General features: G+C 63.8%; 14 protein-coding genes and 1 pseudogene. 11 read left to right on the top strand and 4 right to left on the bottom strand.

The window, feature by feature from the left end:
* The first annotated feature begins 181 nt into the window (after nt 1-181).
* The 3 genes from ABQJ48_RS19510 (at nt 182) to ABQJ48_RS19500 (ending at nt 1,852) form a co-directional block, all read left to right on the top strand.
* Nucleotides 182-757: a phasin family protein gene (locus tag ABQJ48_RS19510; RefSeq protein ID WP_367839650.1), complete on the top strand. Its 576-nt coding sequence runs from the start codon at nt 182-184 to the stop codon at nt 755-757.
* A 163-nt stretch (nt 758-920) separates the two neighbouring features.
* Nucleotides 921-1,664, top strand: a complete 744-nt coding sequence (phbB, locus tag ABQJ48_RS19505) for an acetoacetyl-CoA reductase (RefSeq protein ID WP_367839649.1) — start codon at nt 921-923, stop codon at nt 1,662-1,664.
* 29 nt (nt 1,665-1,693) lie between these two features.
* Nucleotides 1,694-1,852 (top strand): hypothetical protein, encoded by a 159-nt coding sequence (locus ABQJ48_RS19500; protein ID WP_367839648.1) that lies wholly within the window; start codon nt 1,694-1,696, stop codon nt 1,850-1,852.
* A gap of 183 nt (nt 1,853-2,035) precedes the next feature.
* Here ABQJ48_RS19500 and ABQJ48_RS19495 read toward each other — a convergent pair whose 3' ends face one another.
* Nucleotides 2,036-2,509 (bottom strand): YbhB/YbcL family Raf kinase inhibitor-like protein, encoded by a 474-nt coding sequence (locus tag ABQJ48_RS19495; RefSeq protein ID WP_367839767.1) that lies wholly within the window; start codon nt 2,507-2,509, stop codon nt 2,036-2,038.
* 613 nt (nt 2,510-3,122) lie between these two features.
* Here ABQJ48_RS19495 and pdhA point away from each other — a divergent pair.
* The 4 genes and pseudogenes from pdhA (at nt 3,123) to ABQJ48_RS19475 (ending at nt 8,581) form a co-directional block, all read left to right on the top strand.
* On the top strand, nt 3,123-4,211 hold the full coding sequence (gene pdhA, locus ABQJ48_RS19490; RefSeq protein ID WP_367839647.1) for a pyruvate dehydrogenase (acetyl-transferring) E1 component subunit alpha: 1,089 nt from the start codon (nt 3,123-3,125) through the stop codon (nt 4,209-4,211).
* Nucleotides 4,204-5,185, top strand: a pseudogene (locus tag ABQJ48_RS19485) (alpha-ketoacid dehydrogenase subunit beta). The gene pdhA and the pseudogene ABQJ48_RS19485 overlap by 8 nt, the downstream one beginning before the upstream one ends.
* A 4-nt stretch (nt 5,186-5,189) precedes the next feature.
* Nucleotides 5,190-6,305: a dihydrolipoamide acetyltransferase family protein gene (locus ABQJ48_RS19480; RefSeq protein ID WP_367839646.1), complete on the top strand. Its 1,116-nt coding sequence runs from the start codon at nt 5,190-5,192 to the stop codon at nt 6,303-6,305.
* A gap of 350 nt (nt 6,306-6,655) precedes the next feature.
* Nucleotides 6,656-8,581, top strand: coding sequence for a potassium transporter Kup (locus ABQJ48_RS19475; protein ID WP_367839645.1), 1,926 nt, complete (start codon nt 6,656-6,658; stop codon nt 8,579-8,581).
* Nucleotides 8,582-8,615: 34 nt separating this feature from the next.
* Here ABQJ48_RS19475 and ABQJ48_RS19470 read toward each other — a convergent pair whose 3' ends face one another.
* Complete coding sequence (locus ABQJ48_RS19470; RefSeq protein WP_367839644.1) at nt 8,616-9,413, bottom strand: alpha/beta hydrolase; 798 nt, start codon at nt 9,411-9,413, stop codon at nt 8,616-8,618.
* Nucleotides 9,414-9,526: 113 nt separating this feature from the next.
* A complete protein-coding gene (locus ABQJ48_RS19465; protein ID WP_367839643.1) occupies nt 9,527-10,270 on the bottom strand; it encodes a TetR/AcrR family transcriptional regulator in 744 nt (247 codons plus the stop codon).
* 308 nt (nt 10,271-10,578) lie between these two features.
* Here ABQJ48_RS19465 and ABQJ48_RS19460 point away from each other — a divergent pair, with 308 nt between their 5' ends.
* The 4 genes from ABQJ48_RS19460 (at nt 10,579) to ABQJ48_RS19445 (ending at nt 16,565) form a co-directional block, all read left to right on the top strand.
* The gene (locus ABQJ48_RS19460) at nt 10,579-11,760 is read left to right on the top strand and encodes an isovaleryl-CoA dehydrogenase (RefSeq protein ID WP_367839642.1); all 1,182 of its coding nucleotides are present in this window, start codon (nt 10,579-10,581) and stop codon (nt 11,758-11,760) included.
* Nucleotides 11,761-11,980: 220 nt separating this feature from the next.
* On the top strand, nt 11,981-13,588 hold the full coding sequence (locus tag ABQJ48_RS19455; RefSeq protein ID WP_367839641.1) for a carboxyl transferase domain-containing protein: 1,608 nt from the start codon (nt 11,981-11,983) through the stop codon (nt 13,586-13,588).
* Nucleotides 13,589-13,620: 32 nt separating this feature from the next.
* On the top strand, nt 13,621-14,406 hold the full coding sequence (locus ABQJ48_RS19450; protein WP_367839640.1) for an enoyl-CoA hydratase/isomerase family protein: 786 nt from the start codon (nt 13,621-13,623) through the stop codon (nt 14,404-14,406).
* Nucleotides 14,407-14,489: 83 nt separating this feature from the next.
* Nucleotides 14,490-16,565 carry an acetyl/propionyl/methylcrotonyl-CoA carboxylase subunit alpha gene (locus tag ABQJ48_RS19445; RefSeq protein ID WP_367839639.1) on the top strand — a complete coding sequence of 692 codons (2,076 nt, stop codon included), beginning with the start codon at nt 14,490-14,492 and terminating at the stop codon, nt 16,563-16,565.
* A gap of 18 nt (nt 16,566-16,583) precedes the next feature.
* Here the strand turns inward: ABQJ48_RS19445 and ABQJ48_RS19440 are convergent, their stop codons facing one another.
* Nucleotides 16,584-17,375, bottom strand: a complete 792-nt coding sequence (locus tag ABQJ48_RS19440) for a phosphate/phosphite/phosphonate ABC transporter substrate-binding protein (RefSeq protein WP_367839638.1) — start codon at nt 17,373-17,375, stop codon at nt 16,584-16,586.
* Nucleotides 17,376-17,392: the final 17 nt, after the last annotated feature.

The raw sequence follows: 17,392 nt of genomic DNA, 5'->3' as shown, positions 1-17,392 counted from the left end.
TAGCTTGTGCTGGACTTCAATGTCCAGTGCCTCTTGCTGTAACGACCTTCCGAAGTATTCGCGACGTATGCTGCCTGACAGGCGTGCTTGCGCTTCGGTCTATCCATCATTGCCATTCGCCGTGCTACATCCGATCGAGCGGGGTTTCGCGCGGCGGACTCAATCGTGAGGAATTTCAATAATGGCTCTATCGAGTCCCGAGCAAATCGCCGCGACGCAGAAAGTCGGCCTCGACGCATTGTTTGCATTGACCGGCAAGGTCTTTGAAGGCGTCGAAAAACTGTTCGCACTGAACCTGCAGGTCATCAAGTCCACGCTGGCGGAGTCGCAGGAGAGCCTGACAAAGGCGCCTGGTACAACGGACCCGCAGCAGTGGATCACGCTGCAAGCTGGTTTCACCGCGCCTTTCGCGGAGAAATCACTGTCATACGGCCGTCAACTCTTCGACATCGCGTCAACCACGCAGGCTGAGGTCGCGCAACTGGCACAGACGCAGTGTGAACGGTATAACGCACGCGTGCAGGAATTCATCGAAGAAGCGGCCAAGAGTGCTCCGGCGGGTTCCGAAGCGGCGATCGCCGCATGGAAGTCCGCGATCAGCGCCACCACCGCGCTGTGCGAATCGCTGCAGAAGACGGGTCAGCAGGCCGTGGAGATGGCCGAGACCAATCTCGAAGTCGTTACGGTCTCAGCGTCCAAGGCCGTCAAACGAAGTGCCGCCGAGTCGGCTTCGGTAGTCGCGAGCTCGAAGCACTAAGGCTCACGCGGGCAGCGACGCCCGCGTTATCGGTTTCAATCTGTATGTAGGAGTCCTGTTATTTACTTAGGAAAAAATCCGGCATTTCAAGGCATCGCAGTTTTTGACTGAAGGCGGTGTGGCTCCGGACGAGCACGCCGCCGGTATTTGTGAGGACGATTCGATGGCACAGCAGATTGCGGTAGTAACGGGTGGGATGGGTGGATTGGGCGAGGCGATCAGCATCAAGTTGCATGACGCCGGTTATTCGGTCGTAGTCACCTATTCGTCCGGAAACACCGGTGCGAACGAGTGGCACGCACGCATGGAAGCCGACGGACGACAGTTCCGTGCGTACGCAGTCGACGTCGCCGACTACGACTCGTGCGATAAATGCATGGCGCGGATCAAAGCTGAAGTCGGACCGGTCGACATCCTGATCAACAACGCCGGCATCACGCGCGACGCGAGCTTCAAAAAACTGGACAAGGTCAATTGGGACGCGGTTATCCGGACCAACCTCGATTCGGTGTTCAACATGACCAAGCCGGTGTGCGAGAGCATGGTCGAGCGCGGCTGGGGCCGCATCATCAACATCTCGTCGATCATCGGCTCCAAGGGTGGCTTCGGCCAGACCAACTATGCGGCGGCAAAAGCCGGCATGCATGGATTCACGAAATCGCTGGCACTCGAGGTCGCGAAAAAGGGCGTCACTGTCAATACGATCTCGCCCGGCTATATCGCGACGAAGATGGTGATGGCGGTTCCCGAGGACATCCGCGAGACGAAGATCATTCCGCAGATTCCGGTCGGCCGGCTAGGGCAGCCGGACGAAGTTGCCGCACTCGTGTTGTACCTGTGCTCGCGCGAAGCGGGCTTCGTGACCGGCGCCAACATTGCGATCAACGGAGGGCAGCACCTGCAGTGAACCCCGAGACATCAGCAATGGAGGTTCCGATGAGTGAAGCAGTGGCAATCGTCGTAGGGTCATTCGTGCTGGTGACGGCAACAGCGTTCGTCGCCGCTCACTATCACCGGGAGCAAACGCGCCGGAAACTGTTTGCACGGCTGGATTACCGTCGCGACTGGTGCCAGTGGGGTAGCGCCCGGCGTTGAGCTTACGCCCCCGCGCTACCCTGGGTACCGATGGTGATCGCGACGGGGATCATATTGATACCTGGTTGGACACCGGCACACGTGGTTCGTCGGGAAACGGAGGGGTCGGGCCGCGAGCGCTGCCCCTCTCCCAATCCGGCTTCGCGCTTGTTTGCACACGTAGTTATGCAACAACGCTTTCGCTCACCGCTTCTGATAGGTGCCGATCAGTTCGGCGTGCGCCAGTACGTGCCCCTGCATGGCCTTTTCGAGCGTCGCCTTGCTCGGGCTTTTCAGATCGGGCAGCGCGGTGTCGAGCGCATACAGCTTATGGAAATAGCGGTGGCGTCCCACTGGCGGGCACGGGCCCCCGTAAGCAGCGCGTCCGAAGTCATTGGTGCCTTCCAGCGTGCCGGGCGGCAATCGGCCCGCAGCAGCCCCCTCGGATAGGCCGGTTGTCGTCGGCGGGATGTTGTAAAGCACCCAATGTACCCAGGTCATTTTCGGTGCGGCCGGGTCCGGCGCATCAGGGTCGTCGACGATCAGCGCCAGGCTTTTTGCGTTCGAGGGCACGCCGGACCACGCGAGCGGCGGGGAAACATCGGCGCCCTGGCAGGTATGGTGTCGGGGAATCTCCCCGTTCTGTTGAAAGACTGACGACGTCAGCGTGAGAGTCATGGCGCGCTCCTCGGCAGCAACAGTGGATGCTCGTCCCGGTGGAAAGATCAGCGCGATGAACAGGAGGGCCAACAGACGACGCGGGGCCGAAGTCCAAGCCGCCTGTTTCGAAGCTCTTGAGGTGGTGTCCGGCACGTTGAAGTCGTTCATCGCCACGCTTCGTACCTTGTCCGCGACTGCAGCCGTTCGTCGGTGCGCGCATTGTGCGAGTCATGACGGACATCGAATCGAGGCTTTTATCGTGACATAAGTTGCGCGCGAACAAAAGCGGCTGTGCGAGGCGCTTCTCGTGTATCGGTACCGGTATCGGTCGTGGCAGGCATACGCGGAGCCGCAATACCCACACGGCGCCAACTCGATGGATGGCGCGCGCCCCTCCTCCAATGGTGCAACGCGACAATCGTGCATTAGGTTCAGTTTTTCTGCCCGCCTAAGCTGCCGCCTCTGAATCACGAGGCGAGCCAAGTAGCCTGTCGTGCACGCCGATATTGTCCACAAGCGGGGTCGCACGCGCTGCGGTATGACTGCCCGGGGCAGCGGTGTTCGTGCGGTAGCGCTCATGCGCGTGAACTCCCGCACGGATACGATATCTGAATGAATATGGAGGGCGGTCATGACCACGGCTGCCAGTTTTCATATCGGCTACACGCAGTACCTTGGCCCCGACGGTGAGCCTGCTCAGCCGTTGCCTGCGTTTGCACGGGACCCGACGGCACTGATTCCGCTCTACCGCGCGATGGTGCTGACACGAGCGTTCGACACGAAGGCGGTTGCGCTGCAGCGTACCGGCAAGCTCGGCACCTTCGCGTCGTCAGTCGGCCAGGAGGCGATCGGTGTCGGCGTGGCCAGCGCAATGCAGCCTGACGACGTGCTGTTTCCTTCGTATCGCGATCACGCCGCGCAATTGCTGCGCGGCGTCACGATGACGGAAAGTCTGCTGTATTGGGGCGGCGACGAACGCGGCAGCGATTTCAGCGGGCCCCGCCACGATTTCCCGAACTGCGTGCCGATCGGCACGCAGGTATGTCATGCCGCCGGCGCGGCGTACGCGTTCCAGTTGCGGCATGAACCGCGCGTCGCGGTGGCGATAGTCGGCGACGGCGGCACGTCCAAAGGCGATTTCTACGAAGCCATGAACATGGCCGGTGTCTGGCGGGCTCCGCTTGTCCTCGTCGTCAATAACAACCAGTGGGCGATCTCCGTGCCACGCAACCGCCAGAGCGCTGCTCAAACGCTCGCGCAAAAAGCAATCGCTGCGGGAATCGACGGGCTGCAGGTCGACGGCAACGATGTCATCGCGGTGCACCAGGTGGTCCACGCGGCGCTCGCCAAGGCTCGCCGCGGCGATGGCCCGACGCTGATCGAAGCACTCAGCTATCGCCTCGGCGATCACACGACAGCCGACGACGCGACACGCTATCGCGACGCCGAGCTCATCAGCAAGCAATGGGCGTACGAACCGTTGCTGCGCTTGCGAACTTACCTGATGCGCGCGAACCTCTGGGACAAGGCACAGGACGAGCAGCTGGGCCGCGCGTGTCTTGCAGAGGTCGAGCAGGCCGTCGACGCATATCTGGCGATACCGCCGCCGGACACCTCCGCCATGTTCGATCATCTGTACGAAAGCTTGCCGCTGGCGATGCGTGAGCAACTGGCGATGGCGCAGCGATTTGCGCCGCCTGGCGGGAACCGCCATGGCTGATCTGAACATGGTCGAAGCGCTGAATCAGGCGCTCGCCTATGAACTGGCGCACGATCCGGCCGTCGTGCTGCTCGGCGAGGATATCGGCGTGAACGGCGGCGTGTTCCGCGCGACGATCGGGCTGCAGGCGCGATTCGGTGCGCAGCGGGTGATCGATACGCCTTTGGCGGAAACCGGGATCGCCGGCACTGCGATCGGCATGGCGGCGATGGGCCTAAAGCCGGTCGCGGAAATCCAGTTCAGCGGATTCATCTATCCGGCCATCGATCATGTTCTGAATCACGCGTCGCGGCTGCGGCATCGAACCCGCGGACGGCTGACGTGCCCGCTCGTGATCCGTGCGCCCTGCGGCGCAGGGATTCACGCGCCGGAGCATCATTCCGAAAGCCCTGAAGCATTGTTCGCCCACATACCCGGACTGCGTGTGGTGACACCGTCGTCTCCTGCGCGCGCGTATGGTTTGCTGCTCGCGTCGATTCGCGACCCGGACCCCGTGATCTTCTTCGAGCCGACGCGGCTCTACCGGCTCTTCAGGCAACTAGTGGAAGATAACGGCGAAGCGCTGCCGCTCGACAGTTGCTTGACGTTGCGGGTTGGCTCGGACCTCACGATCGTGAGTTGGGGCGGAGCATTGCAGGACGTGCAGGCCGCAAGCCGATCTGCTTGCGCAGGAAGGGGTGATGGCCGAGGTGATCGACGTGGCGACGCTCAAACCGCTCGACATGAACACCATTCTCGCGTCGGTGGCGAAAACCGGACGCTGTGTGATCGTGCACGAAGGCTCGCGCGCCGGAGGGCTCGGCGCGGAAATTGCCGCCAATATCGCGGAGCGCGGACTGTATTCGCTGCTCGCGCCGGTGCAGCGCGTCACCGGATATGACGTGGTGGTGCCGCTGTACAGACTCGAGAATCAATATATGCCGGGCACGGAGCGTATCGTCGCCGCGGCCAGGCAGACTCTGGAGGCCTCCTGAAGCCATGAAAGTATTCAAACTGCCCGATCTCGGAGAAGGCCTGCAGGAAGCGGAGATCGTCGAGTGGCACGTGCGCAGCGGCGAGGAGGTTCGCGCGGATCAACCGTTGTTGTCGGTCGAAACGGCGAAAGCGATCGTCGAGATTCCATCGCCTCAATCCGGCCGTATCGCGAAGCTGTTCGGCCAGCCGGGCGACGTCGTGCATCTGGGCGCGCCGCTCGCCGCATTCGAAGGAGAGGGGGACGAAGCCGATGCCGGCACCGTGGTCGGCCACGTGGAAGTCGGCCAGCATGTGGTGCCGGAAGCGCCGCCGGCGCCTGGCGGCGGCATCGGTGCGGGTGTCGGCGTGATCAAGGCGATCCCCGCGGCGCGAGCGCTCGCGCGCAAGCTGGATATCGATCTGGCGATGGTGACGCCATCGGGGCCGGACGGTGTCGTCACGGCGGCTGACGTGCAGCGCGTCGCGAAGGTCCTTGCCGAGCTCGGTCCGCCCGAAGTGCTGCGTGGCGTGCGGCGCGCGATGGCGCAGAACATGGCGCGCGCGCAGAGCGAAGTGGCGGCGGCGACCGTCATCGACGACGCCGACATTGATGCATGGCCGCCGCATACTGATGTCACGATCCGGCTGATCCGTGCGCTGGTGGCCGGATGCCGCGCCGAACCGGGGCTCAATGCATGGTTCGAAGGACACACGGGGCGGCGCCACGTGTTGGAGAAGATCGATCTCGGTATTGCCGTCGATCTGCCGGATGGCCTGTTCGTGCCGGTGTTGCGCGACGTCGCGCATCGCGATGCAGCGGATCTGCGCGGCGGGCTCGACCGGATGCGAGCCGACATCCGCGCACGCCGGATTCCACCGGAAAAACTGCGCGGCAATACCATCACGCTATCGAACTTCGGCATGATCGCCGGTAAATATGCGGCGCCTATTGTTGTGCCGCCCACTGTCGCGATTCTCGGCGCCGGCCGCATTCACGAGCAGGTCGTGGCGGCAGCGGGCGTTCCCGCCGTGCATCGGATCTTGCCGCTGAGTTTGACATTCGACCATCGGGTCGTCACGGGCGGTGAGGCGGCGCGTTTTCTGGCGGCGACGATAGCGGATCTGCAGATGGCGCATTAGCCTTGCCCGCGTGTTGGGATGCTGTTGCATCGGCGGCATCAGACGGCTCATCATCCGCTGTCTCGGTGCGCTCCAGGCGGCCGCCAATCCGGCTCGCGTCGAACTGGTATCCGTCGAATGATTGAATGCGGCCCGATTTGCCTCGAGCGATGAGCGCCAGCAGACCGCGCGCGCGGCGTTTTGGCGGGCAGTTCCTATACTTCCTCTAACCGTAACGCCCAAAGCCGCGATCGACGGGCAACTCAGGCGGCACCTGATCGCGCCCTGACACAGCAATGAACGACGGCGCGCAGCGGCACGGCGGCCCACGCGGCCGTTGCGCTGACGCGCCACAGAACCAGGAGCGAGACATGGGACATTCCGTATCCCCCACGCCCGGTGCCCACCGGCTTGGTGAGCCCGATCGGCACCGGCCGGCCCTCCCGGCACTCTCGCTTGCCGCGCTCGGCATCGTCTATGGCGACATCGGCACCAGTCCGCTGTACACACTGTCGACTGTGTTTGCTCCGGACAATGGGCTGCCGCTTAACGCATTCAATATCGTCGGCATCGTCTCGTTGATCTTCTGGTCGCTGATGGTGATTGTCTCGCTCAAGTACGTGGTGCTGATCCTGCGCGCGAGCAACCACGGCGAGGGCGGCATCATGGCGCTGCTCGCACTCGCCGCTTCGTCGGTCGCGACGCGGCCGCGGCTGCACCGTACGCTGCTCGTCGTCGGCGTGATGGGCGCCGCGCTCTTTTTCGGCGATAGCGTGATCACGCCGGCGATCTCGGTGCTAAGCGCCGTCGAAGGCCTGGAGGTTGCGGCGCCGGCGCTGAAAACCTACGTGATTCCGGTGACGCTGGCGGCGCTCATCGCGCTCTTCGTCATGCAGAAGCGCGGCACGAGCGGCATCGGCGCGGTCTTCGGGCCGGTCATGGTGGTCTGGTTCGTCGTGATCGGCCTGGTGGGGCTCGTTAATATTGCCAGGGCGCCGGTCATTCTGGTCGCGCTCAATCCGTTGCAAGGGCTCGGCTTTTGCATGCATCACCGCTCGCTTGCGTTCATCGCGCTCGGCGCCGTGGTGTTGTCGCTGACAGGCGCCGAAGCGCTCTACGCGGACATGGGCCATTTCGGCAAGCGGCCGATTCGCGTCACATGGTTCGCCGTCGTGTTGCCTTCGCTCGTGCTCAATTACTTCGGTCAAGGGGCGCTTCTGCTCGTCAATCCAGGCGCGCTGTCAAACCCGTTCTATCGGCTTTTCCCGCAATGGGCCGTGTTCCCGATGATCGTGCTCGCAACGGTCTCGACCGTCATCGCCTCGCAGGCCGTGATCTCCGGCACTTACTCGATGACCAAGCAGGCAATGCAGCTCTCCTTTTTGCCGCGGATGAACGTCGTCCACACGTCGGAGCAGGAAATCGGCCAGATCTACGTGCCCGGCATCAACTGGACACTGCTCGCCGCCGTGATCGCCGCGGTGCTCGGCTTTCGCTCGTCGACAGCGCTCGGCTCCGCATACGGCATCGCCGTCACTGGCACGATGCTGATTACGACGTTTCTGACTTTCTTCGTGGTCAGGTACGCATGGCATTACAACTGGCTGCTCTGCGTATTCGCGACGGTGTTCTTTTTCATTATCGACGCGATGTTCTTCTCCGCGAACCTCCTGAAGATTGTCGAGGGCGGCTGGTTCCCGCTCGCGATCGGCGCGGTGGTGTTCACTATTATGGCGACGTGGGGCCGCGGCTGGGAAATGATGGCCGCCGAAGCACGCGTGCGCGCCGGCAAGACGCCGCTCAAACCTTACCTGACATCGTTGCTCGAGCGCTCGCCGGTGCGTGTGGGCGGTACTGCGATCTTTTTGACGCCGCACCCGGATGCTGTGCCACATGCGCTCGTCAATAACCTGCTCCACAACCGGGTGTTGCATGAACGCGTGGTATTCCTGACCGTGGTCACGAAGGAGGTGCCGTGGGTGCCCGACAGCGAGCGTGTGATGATTCATCCGCTATGCCCCGGCTGTTACCAGTTGACGATGAGCTACGGGTTCAAGGATGAAGTCGATCTGCCGCGGACGCTTGCAATGTGCAAGCCGGCAGGGCTCGCGTTCGAGCCGTTAGAGACGTCGTGGTTCCTGAGCCGCGCAGCACTCGTGCCGAAGCCTGGACACCAGATGGCGCTATGGCGCGAACGGCTTTTCGCGGTGATGCTGCATAACGTCGGTAATGTCGCTGCCTTCTTCAAGCTGCCGGCCAACCGTGTGATCGAAGTCGGCGCGCGCGTGGAGATCTAGCCCGAGGGAACACTGACGCAGCGCGATCCATAGTTCAATGCGAAGGCGCGAGCAGGAAGCCGATCGCCTTCCGCCACCAGGTTTCGTCGACGCGGCCCATCCAGTCGTTATGTTCTGCCGCCTTCACCACGAGCAGTTGTCTCGGTTCGGCGAGCGAGTTGTAGAGCGCTTCGCCGAAGCGCGGCGGGACGATGCTGTCGCGCTCCGCAACCACGACGAGCACAGGGCGGCCGAACGACGCCAGGTGAGCCGCGCTGTCGTATCTGTCACGCAGCAGCCACTTCACGGGCAACCACGGATAGTGATAAGCGGCGACATGCTCGAGCCGATCCCATGGCGTGATAAGCAGCAAGCCGGCGGTCTGATCGCGTTCACGCGAGCCGGCCGCGGCCGCCACTGCGGCCCCGAGCGATTCGCCGATCACGAGCAGCGGCGCGCCATAGAGCCGATGCGCGAGCGCGATGGTCTGTTGGGCATCAGCGACCAGACTGTCTTCGCCCGGCACGCCGTCGCGCGGTCCGTAGCCTGGATATTCGGCGAGGATCACGCGCAGCCCGAGTCGCGTGAGCGCTGCGGCGTAGAACGAACGGTGTCCGGCATGCCCCGCATTGCCATGAAAGACGATGACGGTGGCGCGCACCGATCCGGCGGGCTCGGCCACGAGGCCTCGAAACGTCTCCGGTGTCGGCCAGGCGCGAAGTCCGCTGGAGACGAGGTCCTCGGTTGCAGCCTTCTCAGGGAAGTAGATAAAACGATCCTGGACGATGGCAACTCCTACTAACACAACCAGGCACGTAACGGTGAGACGCAATATCAACCCGGCGCATTTCATTGCCGTGGATTCGCTTTCTGGCAGGAGCCAGGGGAACTGGTAGATTAGCTTTTTTTCGGCCGCGCGACAGAGGCTGGAAATCGTGCTGGCGGCTCAGCGTGCAACATGGCTCGCTACGCGTCGCGCGTCGCACCCGGCGCGCGACGCGCAGCTTCTTCGAAACGCCGGTTGGCCTCGGCCACTTCCACCCTGAACCGCTGCAGCGCGTTCACCGCCAGGTCCGGCGGCGTGAGCGCGGTCCACAGCACGTCGATCAACTGATCGGCGGTGGCGTCGATGTCGATGCGCCGCTTCGTCAGCGTGGCGTCCCACAGCACATGCTCCATCGGCCCGAACACCATCGAGCGCAATAGACGCAGCGGCATGTCGGTGCGAATCTGTCCGCTCTGCTGGCCTTGCGCCAACACGCGCATCAACGGCGCGGTATAGCTGCGCTGCAACTCGGTCAACGCCTCGCTCAATTCGTGATGACGCGCGCGTCCCTCGGACAATACCAGCGCGCAGAGATCGGTGCCGTTCACCAGCATCAGACGCAAGTGTGTACGCACGATGAAGGCGAACTGCTGGCGCACGCTGCCGTCGCGCGGCAAGCCCGCCTCGATTGCGCCGATGATCTCGTCGTACCAGTCGCCGATCACGCGCGCGCATAGCTCGCGCTTGCCGCGGAAATAGCTGAATACGGTCGCCTCCGAAATGCCCAGGCGCTGCGCGATTTCGGCGGTGGTCGCGCGCTCGTAGCCTTTCTCGGAGAAAACGTCGCGCCCCGCCTGAAGAATTTCCTTCACGCGTTGCTGCGATTTGCGCCCGGCTGGCTGGCGGCGCGACGCGGGTAACTCGGCCTTCACGGCAACCGTCATATGAGTAGAGTTCAGTTTTGTGGCGCGGCTGGAGCGCGTCAAGCAAGCCCAATCGGCCAGATAGCGCTGATCACCGCGATTTTAACCGCAAAGCTGCGTCGGGAGGAGTTTTGAACGCTTTCTGAGTAACACTCAAAAATACCTATTGACGCATACGTCAATCTGGCGTGAAATGCGCGTTGAAACTTCTCGCGCGTGGTGGAGCGCGGCGGCGGTATAAACCGCCACCGGGACGACGCCACCACCCGCGCGGACCTGCCGAGGCCCACGAAGCCGACCGGCCGTCAACGAACTCTGGAGACACAGCAATGCGCAATCTGCCCGGTTTGCAGTTCCCGCTCGGCGAAGAAATCGAAATGCTGCGTGACAGCATCGGGGGATTCGCCGCCAAGGAAATTGCCCCGCGTGCCGCGGAAATCGACCGTACCGACCAATTCCCGATGGACCTGTGGCGCAAGTTCGGCGACCTCGGCGTGCTCGGCATGACGGTCTCCGAGGAATACGGCGGCGCGAACATGGGCTACACCGCGCATATGATCGCGATGGAAGAAATCTCGCGCGCGTCCGCGTCGGTCGGGTTGTCGTACGGCGCGCATTCGAACCTGTGCGTGAACCAGATTCATCGCAACGGCACCGACGCGCAAAAGCATCGATATCTGCCGAAGCTGGTGTCCGGCGAACATGTCGGCGCACTCGCCATGAGCGAGCCGAACGCGGGCTCGGATGTCGTCAGCATGAAGCTGCGCGCCGAGAAGAAGGGCGACCGGTATGTGCTCAATGGCACGAAGATGTGGATCACCAACGGTCCGGATTGCGACACGCTCGTCGTCTATGCGAAGACCGACCCTGAAGCGAATTCGCGCGGCATTACGGCGTTTATCGTCGAGAAGGGCATGAAGGGTTTTTCGGTTGCGCAAAAGCTCGACAAGCTCGGCATGCGTGGCTCGCATACGGGTGAGCTGGTGTTCGAAAACGTCGAAGTGCCGGAAGAGAACATTCTCGGCCAATTGAACGGTGGCGTGAAAGTGCTGATGAGCGGCCTCGACTACGAACGCGCAGTGCTCGCGGGCGGACCAACCGGCATCATGGTCGCGGTGATGGACGCGGTCGTGCCGTATATCCACGACCGCAAGCAGTTCGGGCAGTCGATCGGCGAGTTTCAGCTCATTCAGGGCAAGGTGGCGGATCTGTACACCACGCTGCAGGCATGCCGCGCGTATCTGTACGCGGTGGGCCGTCAACTCGATACGCTCGGCAACGATCACGTGCGACAGGTGCGCAAGGATTGCGCGGGCGTGATCCTTTATACCGCGGAAAAGGCTACGTGGATGGCCGGCGAAGCGATTCAGATTCTCGGTGGCAATGGTTATATCAACGAGTATCCGGTCGGGCGGTTGTGGCGCGACGCGAAGCTTTATGAAATCGGTGCGGGCACGAGCGAAATTCGTCGCATGCTGATCGGTCGGGAGTTGTTTGCCGAAACGCTTTGAGGTGACCGGGGGCGGCCGCGTCGGGCGCGTCGGGCGCCGGCGTCTGGAAGAAGCGGCAGAAGGTTGCATGGGATGCCAGTAAGCGCTAAAGCGCTAACTCGCATCGACCGCGTTGCATGGGATCGGAGTAAGCGCTAAAGCGCCAACTCGCATCGACCGCGAAGCATGGGATGCCAGTAAGCGCTAAAGCGCTAACTGGCATCGACAGGAGGAAGCACGAATGCCGATAATTGAATCAAAGCTGAACCCGCGCTCGGACGACTTTCGCGCCAACGCGGCAGCGCTCGAAGCGCTGGTCGCCGATCTGCGCGCGAAAGTCCAGAAGCTCGCGCTGGGCGGCGGCCAGGCGGCGCGCGACAAACATACCGGCCGGGGCAAACTGTTGCCGCGCGAGCGTATCGAGAAACTGCTCGATCCAGGCACGCCGTTTCTCGAGTTCTCGCAACTCGCCGCATACAACATGTATCACAACGACGCGCCGGGCGCGGGCGTGATCACCGGCATCGGCCGGATCGCCGGGCATGAGTGCGTGATCGTGTGCAACGACGCGACGGTCAAGGGCGGCACTTACTATCCGGTCACCGTGAAAAAGCACGTGCGGGCCCAGGAGATCGCCGCGGAGAATCGTTTGCCGTGCGTGTATCTGGTCGACTCGGGCGGCGCGAATCTGCCGAATCAGGACGACGTGTTCCCCGATCGCGATCACTTCGGCCGCATCTTCTACAACCAGGCGAATCTGTCGGCGGCAGGCATTGCGCAGATCGCCGTCGTGATGGGCTCGTGTACGGCGGGCGGCGCCTATGTGCCGGCGATGAGCGACGAGTCGATCATCGTGAAGAATCAAGGGACCATTTTTCTAGGCGGTCCGCCGCTCGTGAAAGCCGCGACCGGCGAAGTGGTCAGCGCGGAAGACCTCGGCGGCGGCGACGTGCATACGCGTCTGTCCGGCGTGGTCGATCATCTCGCGCAAAACGACGCGCATGCGCTGGCGATCGCACGCAGCATCGTCGGCAATCTGAATAGAAGGAAGGACACGCCGCTCGCATTGCAGGAGCCCAAGCCGCCGCGCTATGACGTGCGCAGCATGTACGGCGTGATTCCCGCCGACACCCGCAAGCCGTTCGATATCCGCGAGGTGATCGCGCGCATCGTCGACGATTCCGCTTTCGACGAATTCAAGGCGCGCTATGGCACGACGCTCGTCACCGGCTTCGCGCACATTTGGGGGCATCCGGTGGGCATCATCGCGAACAATGGCATTCTGTTTTCGGAGTCGGCGCTCAAAGGCGCACACTTCATCGAGCTGTGCTGCCAGCGCAAGATCCCGCTCGTGTTCCTGCAGAACATCACCGGCTTCATGGTGGGCCGCAAGTACGAGAACGAAGGTATCGCCCGCAACGGAGCGAAGATGGTGACGGCGGTGGCCACTGCCAGAGTGCCCAAGTTTACGGTGATCATCGGCGGCTCGTTCGGCGCGGGCAACTATGGCATGTGCGGCCGCGCGTATTCGCCGCGTTTTTTGTGGATGTGGCCCAACGCGCGCATTTCGGTGATGGGCGGCGAGCAGGCGGCCTCGGTGCTGGCCACGGTCAAGCGCGACGGCATCGAAGGCAAGGGCGGCTCGTGGAGCGCCGAAGAAGAAGAGGCGTTCAAGCAGCCGATCCGCGACCAGTACGAACATCAGGGCCACCCGTACTACGCGAGCGCGCGTTTGTGGGACGACGGCGTGATCGACCCGGCGCAAACGCGCGACGTGCTCGGTCTGGGCCTCTCGGCGAGCATGAACGCGCCGCTTGAAGACACGCGTTTCGGCGTGTTCAGAATGTGACGATGCGCGACGAGGCGCGGGAGCTGCGACTTATGCAATACCAAACACTGAATCTGGAAATCGCCGGTCAGGTGGCCACGGTCACGCTGAATCGGCCCGACGTGCGCAATGCGTTCAACGAAACGATGATCGCGGAAGTGACTTCGGCGTTCACGGCGCTCAATGCGCGCGACGACGTGCGCGCGGTGGTGCTCGCCGCGAACGGCAAGGCGTTCTGCGCGGGCGCCGATCTGAACTGGATGAAAAAAATGGCGGGTTACTCGGACGACGAGAACCGCGCCGACGCGATGTTGCTGGCGAACATGCTGTCGTCGGTGTATCGCTGCAACAAGCCGGTGATCGCGCGCGTGAACGGTGACGCATACGCGGGGGGCATGGGCTTGCTCGCGGCGTGCGACATCGTGGTGGCCGTGCAGAGCGCGCGCTTTTGCCTGTCCGAGGCGCGGCTCGGACTGATTCCGGCGACCATCGCGCCGTACGTGATCCGCGCATTGGGCGAGCAGGCGTCGCGCCGCTATTTCACCACCGCCGAAGCATTCGATTGCGCGACTGCGCTGCGCCTGGGCTTCGTCAGCGAAGCGGTCGAGGCGCAGCAGCTTGACGCCACGGTCGAACAACTTGCTCAAACGCTCTGCGCGAACGGCCCGCAAGCGGTGCGCGCGTGCAAGCAGCTTGTGCAGGACATCGCTGGCCGCGAGCTGACCGATGCACTGATCGAAGACACGGCGGCGCGCATCGCGCGCACGCGCGCGGGCGCCGAAGGGCGCGAAGGCGTGGCGTCGTTCCTCGAAAAACGCACGCCGGCCTGGCGCAACTGACGCGCGTGCCGCGTTCATTTGCGCGGCGCGCAGCGCCTCGATCAGAATAACCACGCCGAACAGCACACCTCACCGAGACACTCATGTTCAACAAGATCCTCATTGCCAACCGTGGTGAAATTGCATGCCGCGTTGCGGCGACCTGCAAGCGGCTCGGCATCGCGAGCGTGGCCGTCTATTCCGACGCGGACGCCAACGCCAAACACGTGGCCGCGTGCGACGAGGCAGTGCACATCGGCGGCTCGACGGCGGCGGAAAGTTATCTGCGGGTTGGGCGCATCATCGAAGCCGCGCGCGCCACCGGCGCGCAGGCGGTGCATCCGGGCTACGGCTTCCTGTCGGAGAACGAAGAATTCGCGAAGGCGTGCGAGGCGGCCGGCATTGTGTTTATCGGACCGCCGGTCCCGGCGATCGCCGCGATGGGCTCGAAGGCCGCTGCGAAAGCGCTGATGCAGGCCGCCGCGGTGCCGCTCGTGCCCGGCTATCACGGCGACGACCAGGACCCGCACCTGCTGCATCGCGAGGCCGATGCAATTGGCTACCCGGTGCTGCTCAAGGCCAGCGCGGGTGGCGGCGGCAAGGGCATGCGGGTGGTTGAACGCAGCGAGGACTTCGCGGCCGCGCTCGCCTCGTGCAAGCGCGAGGCGGCGAGCAGCTTCGGCAACGACCGCGTGCTGATCGAAAAGTATCTGACGCGGCCGCGTCACGTGGAAGTTCAGGTATTCGCGGACCGTCACGGTGGCGCAGTGTATTTGTTCGACCGCGATTGCTCGGTGCAGCGGCGTCACCAGAAGGTGCTCGAAGAAGCCCCGGCGCCGGGGCTGAGTGCCGAGATCAAGCGCGCAATGGGCGAAGCGGCGGTGGCCGCCGCGCGCGCGGTGAACTACGTCGGCGCCGGCACGGTCGAGTTCATCATGACCGGAAGCGGCGAGTTCTACTTCATGGAGATGAACACGCGCTTGCAGGTCGAGCATCCGGTCACGGAGATGGTGACCGGCCAGGACCTCGTGGCGTGGCAATTGCGCGTCGCCGCCGATGAACCGCTGCCGCTCACCCAGCAGCAGTTAAAGCTCGACGGTCACGCAATCGAGGCGCGCATCTATGCGGAGCATCCGGCGCGCGGCTTCCTGCCCTCGACGGGTACGCTCAAGCATCTGCGTATGCCCGAAGGCGTTGAGTTCGCCATCGATGCCGCCGGTCTCGGTGAGCCGGGCCGCAAGGCGCCGGTGCGCATCGACAGCGGTGTGCGCGAAGGCGACACCATCACGCCGTTCTACGACCCGATGATCGCCAAGCTGATCGTGCACGGCGCCACCCGCGAAGAAGCGCTCGCGCGCTTAAGCCGTGCGCTGCATGCGTGCGAGGTGGTCGGACCGCATACCAACGTCGAGTTCCTGCAACGCATCGTCGCGAGCGCGCCCTTTGCCAGCGGCGATCTCGATACCGGTTTGATCGAGCGGCATCACGACGCGCTGTTCGCGCCGCACAAAAAGCCCTTCAAGGAAGCGCTCGCGCTCGCGTGCGCCGCGTTGCTCACGCGCGAGGGCGGCACGGCGCACGGCGCGTCGCCATGGGACGCGCTGTCGCACTGGCGTCTGAACGGCGGCTACACGCAGACGCTGGGCTGGCGCGCTGTCGGCGACAGCAGCGACTACCGGGGCGGCGCCGGGAGTGACACGAGCGGCGGCAACGAACACGCATTCATGGTGTCGTTCGCGCGCGACGGGGCCGCGCAATCGCTCGAACACGATGGCGTGCGCGAAGCGTTCTCGTGGTCGCAGGGCACGGGCGCGCACGAGTTCCGCGCGACGCTCGGCGACGCGCGCGTCACAGGCCGCGTGTTCGTCGACGGTGACACGTTTCATGTGTTCTGCCTCGGTGCAGCGCTCGCGTTCGAGTGGCAGAACCTGCTCGCGCATGCGGCCGACGCGGAAGGCGCCGAAGGCCGTTTGACCGCGCCGATGCCGGGCAAGGTGATCGCGGTGCTGGTCGAGCCCGGCGCCGTGGTCGAGAAGGGCACGCCGCTGCTCGTGATGGAAGCGATGAAGATGGAGCATACGATCGGAGCGCCGGCGGCCGGCACTGTGTCGGAAGTGCTGTACGCGGTCGGCGACCAGGTGGCCGACGGCGCACAGTTGCTGGTGCTGGACGTGCAGTAGATTGGCGGGTTGCGCGGCTCAACCCAGGCGCGCGTAGCCGGCCGCGCGCGCCTCGTTTTCGAGCTGCTCGATGCGCGCGTAGTCCGCGAGCGGCAGCACGGAAAAGCCCTGCAAACGCAGGCGTTTTGCGCGCTCGGGGCGGATTTCGAGCGTTTCGTTCAGTGCCTCGCGCAGCGCACGGATCGTAGCCGGCGGCACGGTGCCCGAGGCGATCAGCGGCAGACCCGGCGAGGCCGCCGTCCGGCCGATCGCGCGAACCCGGCGAGCCAGTTCCGGCATCACGTCGCCGATGAAAGCGAAGGTCACGCAATCGACCGCGGCGACATCGGCGCGATTCTCCACTACCGCTCGCATCGAGCCGAGATGCGAGCCGGTATGCAGCACTTTGCTGAAGAACATGCCGGCGCGCGCGTGTGGCGCGACCGCGTGACGGAATGCGTTCAGGCCGCTATTCGAGTCTTCCTGATTGTAGGCGGCACGCGCGCCGCGCAAGGCCGCGAGGGTATCGAACGGGGCGTCCGCGCGCGTCACCAGCACGCTCGAATAATGCGCGCCCTCACAGCCCGGCGCGTCGAAGCGCGGTGTCGCGATCAGTTGGACCTGCTCGTGCAGACCGCGCATCAGCGGGTAGCCGCACGTTTGCGAAAGCAGCAGGTTGGGGCGCCGCCAGAAGCCGTGCAACTCCTCGTCCGGTTCGACGATGCGGCATCCCGGCTTGACACGGCGCAGCACGTCGTCGAGCCATTCGCGCCATTCGAGGTCGAGCGCGGGCGTGACGTTGTACATCGGCAGGGCGGCGATCCAGGTCATGGCGCGATTCTGACATA

Origin of the sequence: Paraburkholderia suaedae, from assembly GCF_040812055.1 — a bacterium.
GTDB lineage: Bacteria > Pseudomonadota > Gammaproteobacteria > Burkholderiales > Burkholderiaceae > Paraburkholderia.
Note: the sequence above shows the minus strand (reverse complement) of the source record. Positions and strands in the feature narration are given on the sequence as shown.

Bases quoted from the DNA above. Each gene is read 5' to 3' on its own strand.
- ABQJ48_RS19510 (WP_367839650.1), top strand. From the start codon at position 182: ATGGCTCTATCGAGTCCCGAGCAAATCGCCGCGACGCAGAAAGTCGGC.
- phbB (WP_367839649.1), top strand. From the start codon at position 921: ATGGCACAGCAGATTGCGGTAGTAACGGGTGGGATGGGTGGATTGGGC.
- ABQJ48_RS19500 (WP_367839648.1), top strand. From the start codon at position 1,694: ATGAGTGAAGCAGTGGCAATCGTCGTAGGGTCATTCGTGCTGGTGACG.
- ABQJ48_RS19495 (WP_367839767.1), bottom strand. From the start codon at position 2,509: ATGACTCTCACGCTGACGTCGTCAGTCTTTCAACAGAACGGGGAGATT.
- pdhA (WP_367839647.1), top strand. From the start codon at position 3,123: ATGACCACGGCTGCCAGTTTTCATATCGGCTACACGCAGTACCTTGGC.
- ABQJ48_RS19480 (WP_367839646.1), top strand. From the start codon at position 5,190: ATGAAAGTATTCAAACTGCCCGATCTCGGAGAAGGCCTGCAGGAAGCG.
- ABQJ48_RS19475 (WP_367839645.1), top strand. From the start codon at position 6,656: ATGGGACATTCCGTATCCCCCACGCCCGGTGCCCACCGGCTTGGTGAG.
- ABQJ48_RS19470 (WP_367839644.1), bottom strand. From the start codon at position 9,413: ATGAAATGCGCCGGGTTGATATTGCGTCTCACCGTTACGTGCCTGGTT.
- ABQJ48_RS19465 (WP_367839643.1), bottom strand. From the start codon at position 10,270: ATGACGGTTGCCGTGAAGGCCGAGTTACCCGCGTCGCGCCGCCAGCCA.
- ABQJ48_RS19460 (WP_367839642.1), top strand. From the start codon at position 10,579: ATGCGCAATCTGCCCGGTTTGCAGTTCCCGCTCGGCGAAGAAATCGAA.
- ABQJ48_RS19455 (WP_367839641.1), top strand. From the start codon at position 11,981: ATGCCGATAATTGAATCAAAGCTGAACCCGCGCTCGGACGACTTTCGC.
- ABQJ48_RS19450 (WP_367839640.1), top strand. From the start codon at position 13,621: ATGCAATACCAAACACTGAATCTGGAAATCGCCGGTCAGGTGGCCACG.
- ABQJ48_RS19445 (WP_367839639.1), top strand. From the start codon at position 14,490: ATGTTCAACAAGATCCTCATTGCCAACCGTGGTGAAATTGCATGCCGC.
- ABQJ48_RS19440 (WP_367839638.1), bottom strand. From the start codon at position 17,375: ATGACCTGGATCGCCGCCCTGCCGATGTACAACGTCACGCCCGCGCTC.